The following is an 8,685-nucleotide window of genomic DNA, read 5'->3' as shown; positions in this document are numbered from 1 at the left end:
ATGACTTGGTCCATATACAAATCGATTCCGGGTATATCCTCCAGCGCGATATTATTTTCAAGGCCAAGGTCGGCGAGCAGGTCTGCTATATTACTCAAAGTTTATCCCTCAATGTTTTTCTTTTATTATAACGCAAAAAAAAACGAACGTAAACATTGACTACATGACATTGCGTGTATATCATTATAAGTAGTTATTAAAACTACATTATGAAACATGGAGGTATTTCAATGAACAGTTATATTCGGGAACCAATCAATGGCCTAACACATTTGGCAGGTGCATTACTGTCTTTTGCTGGGCTGCTTGCGCTTGTGATAAAGGCTTCGCTTACTTCTGGTTCAGCACTGGCGATTACCTCGGTCACCATTTTTGGCATCTGCATGATTCTTCTATATACGGCATCAGCAACCTATCATATGGTCAAAGCCAAGGACCGGGTGATTGCTTTCCTCAGACGGATTGATCATTCAATGATTTTTGTATTAATTGCCGGGTCTTATACACCCTTTTGCCTGATCAGCCTGAATGGAATGACAGGCTGGACTTTATTTGCCATCATCACCGTTGCAGCTTTATGCGGCATCCTGTTTAAGATGGTTTGGTTCAAAAGCCCAAGATGGCTGTCTACCTCCATCTATATCGTCATGGGATGGATGGTCATCTTCGTCGTCTCTCCACTTTCATCTGTCCTGAGTCCAAGAGGGATTTTCTGGCTTGTTGCTGGTGGGGTCATGTATACAATTGGCGGGGTGATCTACGCATTGAAGCCGGATTTCCTGCGGTCAAAATATCTCGGTTTTCATGAAATTTTCCACATATTTATCATGCTCGGTAGCCTTGCCCATTTCCTCAGTGTTTACCTTTACGTTTTATAAAAAAATGTGCCTGTTCTCCAATTCAGAGAGCAGGCACATTATGTTTAACTTACGTTTTTCACATTCATATCGTTATTTCTCTTATGGAACCCTTTTCCATAGTAAAAAGCAGTCAGCAGTCCGAGCCATAGAGGCCCTATGAAAAGAGCGACCCTCGTGTCAGGACTGAATGCCATCAGGACGATGACAAATGCCAGGAAGGCTAATGACAGATATGAAGTGAAGGGGAATAATGGAAGCTTGTACTTAAGCTTTTTCACTTCATTCTCCTTCAAACTTTTACGATATCGGATCTGGGACAGGAGAATGATTGCCCAAGTCCAGATTGCCCCAAATGTTGCAATGCTTGTGACCCATGCAAAAACTTTTGCCGGGACGATATAATTCAAAACTACTCCAATCAGCAGTGCCGCCGCAGATGCGAAAATCGCAAATCCAGGTACACCATTTTTCGTAAGCTTGCTGAATTTTTTTGGTGCTTCATCATGATTTGCAAGGTTGAAAAGCATTCGGCCAGTGCTGAAAATCCCACTGTTGCATGAGGATAGTGCAGCTGTCAGTACAACGAAATTAATGATTCCCGCTGCTGCAGGAATACCTAATTGTTCAAAAGTCAGTACAAACGGGCTTCCCTTCGAACCGATCTCATTCCAAGGAAAGATCGACATAATGACGAATAAAGCTCCTACATAGAAAATCAGGATGCGCCAGAATACCGAATCAATCGCCCTGGCAAGTGATTTCTCAGGATTTTTCACTTCCCCGGCAGTGACACCAATCATTTCAATCCCTAAATAAGCAAACATGACCATCTGCAGGGACAGAAGAACACCCTTTATTCCATTCGGGAAAAATCCTCCGTTCGCCCAAAGGTTTTGGATTCCTGTAGCAATTCCGCCATTGCCTATTCCCCAAATAATCATGCCGGCTCCAGAAACAATCATCGCCAGGATCGTCACAATCTTAATCAACGCAAACCAGAATTCCAGCTCGCCATAAGCTTTTACAGCCAGGAAGTTAACGGAGGCCATTATGACGAGGGCAGCGAGCGCCCAAATCCAACGCGGAGTCTCCGGAAACCAATATTCCATATAAATGCCGACAGCTGTAATTTCCGCCATTCCGGTAACAATCCATAGGAACCAATAGTTCCAGCCGGTGATATATCCAGCAAGCGGTCCGAGGTAGTCTCTTGCATATTTGCTGAACGACCCGGCAACCGGCTTCTGGATTGCCATTTCGCCAAGAGCCCTCATGATAAAGAACATAATCATTCCGCTGAAAGCGTACCCAAGCAAGATTCCCGGGCCAGCCAGCTTTATTGCCGTTGCGGATCCAAGAAATAGTCCGACACCAATTGCCGCACCTAACGACATAAGTGTAATATGCCTTTCCTCAAGCCCGCGTTGCAGTTCATTTCCCTGTGAAGTTTTCATGCTGTCTCTCCTCTACACCATATTTCGGATGACTAAATTGTTATTGAAATCATAATAAATCCTTTTAGGCTAATAGTTGAATCTTTCGATAATTATCCAGAAAGGAATAGCAACGATAAGAATGCAGCCTCTTTCCTATACACAATTCCGATTGATTCAAAACCTTATTTTTAGAAAATTATTATTCTTATAAAATTTCCTTTCGCCATTTTACCATGAAATCCAGTCTATAAAAATATGAAAATTTTCTCATAATGAAAAAAAGCCTTTCTTACCCCATAAATGGTTGGAAAGGCTGATAGATTTTATGTTGACGATTAATAGAACATCCGTCGTCTTTGTTTTGGAGCGGGCTGGTACTTCCTCATAGGACCGTAGTCCAGTACTTCTTTCAAATACAAATCGCCATTAGGGTTTTGCTGCTTCAGCAGTTCTGTCAAATATGTAATGTCATCCATTGCCCGGTGCGTCTGGAATTTTGAGATATTATGTGCCTGAAGCAATGTAAGCAGCTTGCTGTTTGGGAAGCCGTGATTTTTCCATTGCACATTCTTCATTGTACAATACCATTTCATCTCATTCACTTCAGGATACATCCTGAACAAAAAGCTGCGATCGAATGAGGCATTATGCGCAAAGATTGCATCCGTTCGATTGAAGTACTCCATGATTTTTTCATCATAAAACGTCTTTCCCCTGACCATGTCATAGGAGATGCCATGGATTCGATAAGCACGGTCATAATTATTTTGCGCCGATTTGGAAAGTGGCTCTCGCAAATATGAATCCTCATCAATGATCTCAATAATTTCTCCTGTTTCTTCGTTAAATGAAAACAGCTTCAGCGCCAATTCAATAATTTCATCTGAATCGGGACCCAATCCAGTTGTCTCCACGTCCACTACCAGTCCTAACTTATTCTCACTACTCAAAAATGTCACCCTTTTCAGCTGAAATATGATCTATCAATATCATATAGCAGGAAAATCTTTAATTCCAGCCTAACACAGCAGGATGAATTTTTTTCCAATCGAATGCCTTATAACTTGCTATTAATCTCCAATCTGCCTGCAGCATTCTTCATAAAAATTTTCAACATGACAAAGCCTATTGCAGCACCGGCAAGTGAACTAATGAAAAACGCCGGAACAAGCCCGAACAATGCAGCATCTTTTCCAAGAAAAAGTGTGGCGATTGGATAGCAGGCGATTGCCCCTAAGATTCCCGTGCCAACTACCTCTCCTGCAAACGCAAAAATGATATTGTTCGTTTTTTTAAATAAATAAGCCGCCAATAACGCGCCAATCATGCTTCCCGGAAAAGCAAATACAGAGCCTGTTCCCATCAGGTTTCTTAAAAGGGAAATTCCAAATGCCTGGGCAACTGCGTAGTACGGCCCTAACAACACCGCGGACAGCACATTAATAAAATGCTGTACAGGAAAGACCTTCACAATCCCCAATGGGATAAACAACAGGTGGCTTGTCAGTGTTCCAATAGCCATCAACATCGCTGTCAGCGTAAGCTTGTGGGTACTTTTCATGTTAGCCTCCATTTTATATTTCTTTTTGATGAACCTCTTGGAATTGGGCTTTAGTGTAGGATTTTTCCTCTTAATTTGGAGGCTGCTTCCTTCACATCGTCTGCATGGCTGATGGCGGTGATGACAGAAACCCCAGCTGCGCCAGCTTTTATTACAACTGATGCATTTTCTGCATTGATTCCCCCTATCCCTACAATCGGAATATGAAAGTCTCTTAATTCCTCTATTAGGACAGTCCCCTGGACCGCCTTCGCATCTTTCTTTGTTTGCGTCGGAAAAATCGGTCCAACACCGAAATAGTCCGCCCCTGCATGCCTAGCTTTTTCAGCTTCCTTAAGATTGTGTACAGATACACCAAGAATCTTATCGCCGATCCTTTTGCGGACCAGTGCAGCATCTTCATCTTCCTGGCCAATGTGCACTCCATCGGCATCCAGTTCAATCGCCAATTCAATATCATCATTCACAATAAACGGGATGCCGTTTTCCTTACAGATCCATTGCAGTCTTTTTCCCAGTTCAAGCTTTTCCTGACCTTGAAGGCAGCCTTCACCCTTTTCGCGAAATTGAAAAAGTGTGACCCCTCCTTCTATAGCCTCAGATAAAACTTTTTCTGGTGTTTTCAGGCAGTTCGCACTTCCAGCTATAAAATAAACCTTAAGCAAGCTTTCCATATGTTCGGGACTTATCCTTGCCATGGCGTCAGCCTGCTTTCTTCTTTCTTTTTATGATTAAAGGCCCAATGGTTCGTTGGGCCATGCCCATTGCCGATGCTTAACGGCTCTTCAATCGCAGCCTGAATGAATTCCTTCGCAACAGATACCGCTTCATATACAGTTGCTCCCTTCGCAAGCTGAGCTGCAATCGCTGCCGAAAAAGTACAGCCAGTTCCGTGAGTGTTTCTTGTATTCATTCTTGGTCTCGAAAATAGTTCAAATCCTGCGCCGTCAAAAAGCAAGTCAACAGATTCTTTCGTATTTTCATCATGGCCGCCTTTAATGACCACATATTTTGCTCCCATTGCATGAATCCTTCTAGTCGCTTCCTTTTTGTCATCCATGTTGTTAATCGACATACTTGTCAGGACTTCTGCCTCTGGAATATTAGGGGTAACCACTAAGCAAACAGGCAGCAGATGCTCTTTCATTGCCGATACAGCTTCCTGCTGAAGAAGAGGTGCCCCGCCCTTCGCAATCATCACTGGATCAACAACTACCTTATCCCACTGGAACTGCTTTATTTTTTCAGAAACAGCTTCAATAATTTCAGCATTGAAAAGCATCCCGGTTTTCAATGCATCAACGCCAATGTCTTCGCCTACTGATTGAATCTGTTTTGCGACAGCTTCTGGTTCCATTGGGAAAACCCCCTGGACGCCTAGAGTGTTCTGGGCTGTAACAGCCGTCAGCGCAGACATGCCGAATACCTTTAATTCCTGAAATGTTTTCAGATCAGCCTGAATGCCTGCCCCTCCGCCGCTGTCAGATCCTGCAATTGTCAGTGCTTTAAACATATTCATTCGTCCCCCTTTTGGTAAAAGAACTATAATTTAGGATGTCATCTTCGTTTACTTTGTACAGTTGGTCCAGAAATTCTACTTGGAAGCTTCCAGGTCCCATTTCTGCAGATTTTTCCGCTGCTCTTTCTGCTGCTACACCATAGGTGACAATGGCTGCAGCTGCTGCAGTAAGCGGATCTTTTTCTACGGCTGCAAACGCGCCAATGACTGAAGTAAGCAGGCAGCCAGTACCGGTTACCTTAGTAAGGATAGGATGTCCGTTGTGGACAATGAATGTAGCCTTTCCGTCGGTGATGATGTCGTCTTTTCCAGTGAGCGCAACGACTGTATTCAATTTTTCCGCGGCAGAAACAGCAAGGGCGATTACATCCCCAGCTGCCTCACCAGCGTCAACGCCGTGAATATCCCATTTTTCACCGGCCACATTTGCGATCTCAGCAGCATTCCCCCTGATAATAGAAATCTCCAATTCTTCCATTAGCTTCAGGGCAGTTTCTGTGCGATAAGCAGTGGCTCCTGCCCCAACGGGATCAAGAATGACCGGCACTCTATGCTCATTTGCCGCTTTCCCGGCAATAAGCATCGACTCCACCACTTGAGAGTTTAAAGTTCCGATATTGAGCACAAGACTACCTGCCATAGAGGTCATTTCAGCAACCTCTTCTGGTGCATAAGCCATTACTGGTGATGCCCCAAGAGCAAGCAAGCCATTGGCGGTGAAATTGGTTACAACGACGTTTGTGATGTTATGAATCAGCGGTTTTTGGGTACGTACTTTGTTTAGCAAACTGGCAACCTCTGTTTTTCCCATGACAATTCCTCCTTTTGATTGGTGTGAACTCTTCCCTAGGTGCAACGCAATTTTCAACTAGGGACTTCCTTTTCACTTCTTATTCGTCTATTTCCAATTCTCTTAGTCCATGACAAGTCCGCCATCAACGACAAGGTTTTGGCCCGTAACAGCCCGCCCCCATGGGGATGCAAAAAATACAATTGCATCTGCCGCTTCAGCTGGGTCCGTTACTTTTCTTAGTGGGGTCGATGACTGGATCAGCTGGAAAACCTCCTCAGAAGTAGCGGAGCTTGCGTCTGTTGTTTTTAGCAAACCACCCGAAACCATATTGACGGTGATGCCATATTTGCCAAGGTCATTCGCCATATTTCTAGTAAAACCAAGTAAGGCCGCCTTGCTCGTCGTATAGTCGTGATAAGGTACAACCGGGTTCTGAAACAGGTTTGTGCCAATGTTAATAATCCGTCCAAACTTCATGGTTTCCATATCTTGAAGTCCAGCCTGAATGGTATTCAACGCACCGCGGATGGAGCCTTCAAGCTGCAGCTGATAATCTTCCCAGCCAATTGAAAAAGCATCCTTTTTTGCAACAGGATCAAATTTAAAGCTGATTAGCGCGTTATTCACGATTGTAGTAATCGGGGTGCCAAAGTGCTCCTTTGCCTTTCTTAACATGCTCAGTACCTGTTCCGAATTTCTAACATCTGCCTGGACAGCTAATGCGGCATCCCCAATTTCTTCTGCAAGCTGCCTTGCTTTTTCCTCGCTTTGAAAATAGTTGATTACGACTCTCGCGCCTTCTCTTGCAAAAGCCTTTACCGTCTCTGCACCCAACCCCCGGCTGCCGCCAGTCACTAGAACTACTTGATTTTTTAATTCCATTTTCTTCATCTCCTTAAATATATGGCTCTTTTAAAAGTCAGTGTTGATTCTTAAATCCTGTTAATTGGAGCGGAAGGCACTCGACTCCTGCGGGATCAGCGGCCAAGGTGAGACCCCGCAGGAGCAAAGCGACGAGGAGGCTCACCTGACGCCCCGCGGAAAGCGAGTGTCTGGAGCGGAAATCAACAGTCCAGTTTAACAGAGCCAAAAATAAAAAAGCCAGATCCATAAAAGGACCTGGCTTAAAAGCAATGTAAGGGAAAAAAACATCTCTCACTACTTTCCTACGCTGGTATTACCCAGATCAGGTCCAAAGGGTCAAAAAACGAATGTTTTTCTCTCAGCCCAGCACAGGGCACCCCTAGTAGTACAACGAATATTTAATTATTTTCATAGTAGCCTTAACATTTATATATGTAAAGGGATTTGATTTTATTATTTATAAGTACAATTTTAATAACCCAATACAAATTGTGTTCAATTAGATATATGATAATATGAAAATATACTCAAGAATGGGAGATGAAGGGAATTGAAAAACGAGATTATTGAAAGATTTACTTCTTATGTAAAAATTGATACGCAATCCAATGAAAATAGTGAAACCTGCCCTTCTACTGAAGGCCAGCTAACTTTGGCAAATATGCTCGTGGAAGAATTGAAAGTGATCGGTATGGACGAAGTTACGATCGACGAGAACGGTTACGTAATGGCGACCCTTCCTGCCAATACCGATAAGGATGTGCCGACGATTGGCTTCCTTGCTCACGTAGATACAGCGACTGATTTTACAGGGAAGAACGTTAACCCTCAGATTGTGGAAAACTTTGATGGCAATGAAATCATGCTGAACAAGGAATTGACTATTATCCTATCGCCAGCAGACTTTCCAGAGCTTCCTCAATATAAGGGACACACATTGATCACCACAGATGGCACAACTCTTCTTGGTGCTGACAATAAAGCGGGAATTGCCGAAATTATGACGGCGATGGCTTATTTGATCAAGCATCCGGAAATCAAACATGGAAAAATCCGAGTAGCCTTTACTCCCGACGAGGAAATCGGCAGAGGACCTCACAAGTTCGATGTTGCGGCATTCGATGCAAAATTCGCCTATACCGTTGACGGCGGCCCGCTTGGCGAGCTCGAGTATGAAAGCTTTAACGCTGCTGGTGCAAAGGTAACATTCAAGGGTAAAAATGTACACCCGGGTACGGCAAAAGGAAAAATGGTGAACTCCGCCAAAATCGCGATGGAGTTCCATAGCAAGCTGCCTGCAGAAGAAGCGCCAGAGCATACTGAAGGCTATGAAGGCTTCTTCCACCTGAGCTCCATCAATGGAGATGTGGAAGAAACAACTTTGAATTATATCATTCGTGACTTCGATCAAGCCGGCTTCCAGGGACGCAAGGATTTAATGCAAAAGGTTACAAACGAGCAAAGACTTCTATATGGTGAAAACCGTATTGAGCTTGAAATGAACGACCAATACTACAACATGAAGGATAAAATCGAGCCAGTAAAGGAAATCGTCGATATCGCTTACGAAGCGATGGAAAACCTCGGTATCAAGCCGATCGTAAAGCCAATCCGCGGCGGTACAGACGGCTCCCAGCTAAGCTATATGGGAC

At 43.9% G+C, this 8,685-nt stretch carries 9 protein-coding genes and 1 riboswitch; of the genes, 2 read left to right on the top strand and 7 right to left on the bottom strand.

The window, feature by feature from the left end:
• The first annotated feature begins 230 nt into the window (after positions 1-230).
• Positions 231-878, top strand: a complete 648-nt coding sequence (gene trhA / locus WB217_RS03360; RefSeq protein WP_423990630.1) for a PAQR family membrane homeostasis protein TrhA — start codon at positions 231-233, stop codon at positions 876-878.
• Positions 879-922: 44 nt separating this feature from the next.
• Here the strand turns inward: trhA and alaP are convergent, their stop codons facing one another.
• From alaP to WB217_RS03325, 7 genes are all read right to left on the bottom strand, one after another.
• A complete protein-coding gene (gene alaP, locus WB217_RS03355; RefSeq protein ID WP_423990628.1) occupies positions 923-2,314 on the bottom strand; it encodes an alanine permease AlaP in 1,392 nt (463 codons plus the stop codon).
• A 317-nt stretch (positions 2,315-2,631) separates the two neighbouring features.
• The gene (locus tag WB217_RS03350) at positions 2,632-3,246 is read right to left on the bottom strand and encodes an exonuclease domain-containing protein (RefSeq protein WP_423990626.1); all 615 of its coding nucleotides are present in this window, start codon (positions 3,244-3,246) and stop codon (positions 2,632-2,634) included.
• A gap of 107 nt (positions 3,247-3,353) precedes the next feature.
• Complete coding sequence (gene thiW / locus WB217_RS03345; RefSeq protein WP_423990624.1) at positions 3,354-3,857, bottom strand: energy coupling factor transporter S component ThiW; 504 nt, start codon at positions 3,855-3,857, stop codon at positions 3,354-3,356.
• A gap of 50 nt (positions 3,858-3,907) precedes the next feature.
• The gene (gene thiE / locus WB217_RS03340; protein WP_423990622.1) at positions 3,908-4,555 is read right to left on the bottom strand and encodes a thiamine phosphate synthase; all 648 of its coding nucleotides are present in this window, start codon (positions 4,553-4,555) and stop codon (positions 3,908-3,910) included.
• Positions 4,543-5,376 carry a bifunctional hydroxymethylpyrimidine kinase/phosphomethylpyrimidine kinase gene (gene thiD / locus WB217_RS03335; RefSeq protein WP_423990620.1) on the bottom strand — a complete coding sequence of 278 codons (834 nt, stop codon included), beginning with the start codon at positions 5,374-5,376 and terminating at the stop codon, positions 4,543-4,545. The genes thiE and thiD overlap by 13 nt, the downstream gene beginning before the upstream one ends.
• Positions 5,363-6,187, bottom strand: a complete 825-nt coding sequence (gene thiM, locus WB217_RS03330; RefSeq protein WP_423990618.1) for a hydroxyethylthiazole kinase — start codon at positions 6,185-6,187, stop codon at positions 5,363-5,365. The genes thiD and thiM overlap by 14 nt, the downstream gene beginning before the upstream one ends.
• A 102-nt stretch (positions 6,188-6,289) precedes the next feature.
• Complete coding sequence (locus tag WB217_RS03325) at positions 6,290-7,051, bottom strand: 3-oxoacyl-ACP reductase (protein ID WP_423990616.1); 762 nt, start codon at positions 7,049-7,051, stop codon at positions 6,290-6,292.
• 264 nt (positions 7,052-7,315) lie between these two features.
• A riboswitch (TPP riboswitch) is annotated at positions 7,316-7,424 on the bottom strand.
• A 159-nt stretch (positions 7,425-7,583) separates the two neighbouring features.
• Here WB217_RS03325 and pepT point away from each other — a divergent pair.
• On the top strand, positions 7,584-8,685 hold a 1,102-nt coding region (gene pepT, locus WB217_RS03320), incomplete at its 3' end, for a peptidase T (protein WP_423990614.1).

This window comes from Mesobacillus sp. (assembly GCF_049588175.1).
Taxonomy (GTDB): Bacteria; Bacillota; Bacilli; order Bacillales; family Cytobacillaceae; genus Mesobacillus.
This window is presented reverse-complemented; position numbering and strand designations above follow the sequence as displayed.

Coding starts and splice junctions, on each gene's coding strand:
- thiE (WP_423990622.1), bottom strand. CDS start 4,555: ATGGCAAGGATAAGTCCCGAACATATGGAAAGCTTGCTTAAGGTTTAT.
- alaP (WP_423990628.1), bottom strand. CDS start 2,314: ATGAAAACTTCACAGGGAAATGAACTGCAACGCGGGCTTGAGGAAAGG.
- thiM (WP_423990618.1), bottom strand. CDS start 6,187: ATGGGAAAAACAGAGGTTGCCAGTTTGCTAAACAAAGTACGTACCCAA.
- trhA (WP_423990630.1), top strand. CDS start 231: ATGAACAGTTATATTCGGGAACCAATCAATGGCCTAACACATTTGGCA.
- thiD (WP_423990620.1), bottom strand. CDS start 5,376: ATGAATATGTTTAAAGCACTGACAATTGCAGGATCTGACAGCGGCGGA.
- WB217_RS03325 (WP_423990616.1), bottom strand. CDS start 7,051: ATGGAATTAAAAAATCAAGTAGTTCTAGTGACTGGCGGCAGCCGGGGG.
- thiW (WP_423990624.1), bottom strand. CDS start 3,857: ATGAAAAGTACCCACAAGCTTACGCTGACAGCGATGTTGATGGCTATT.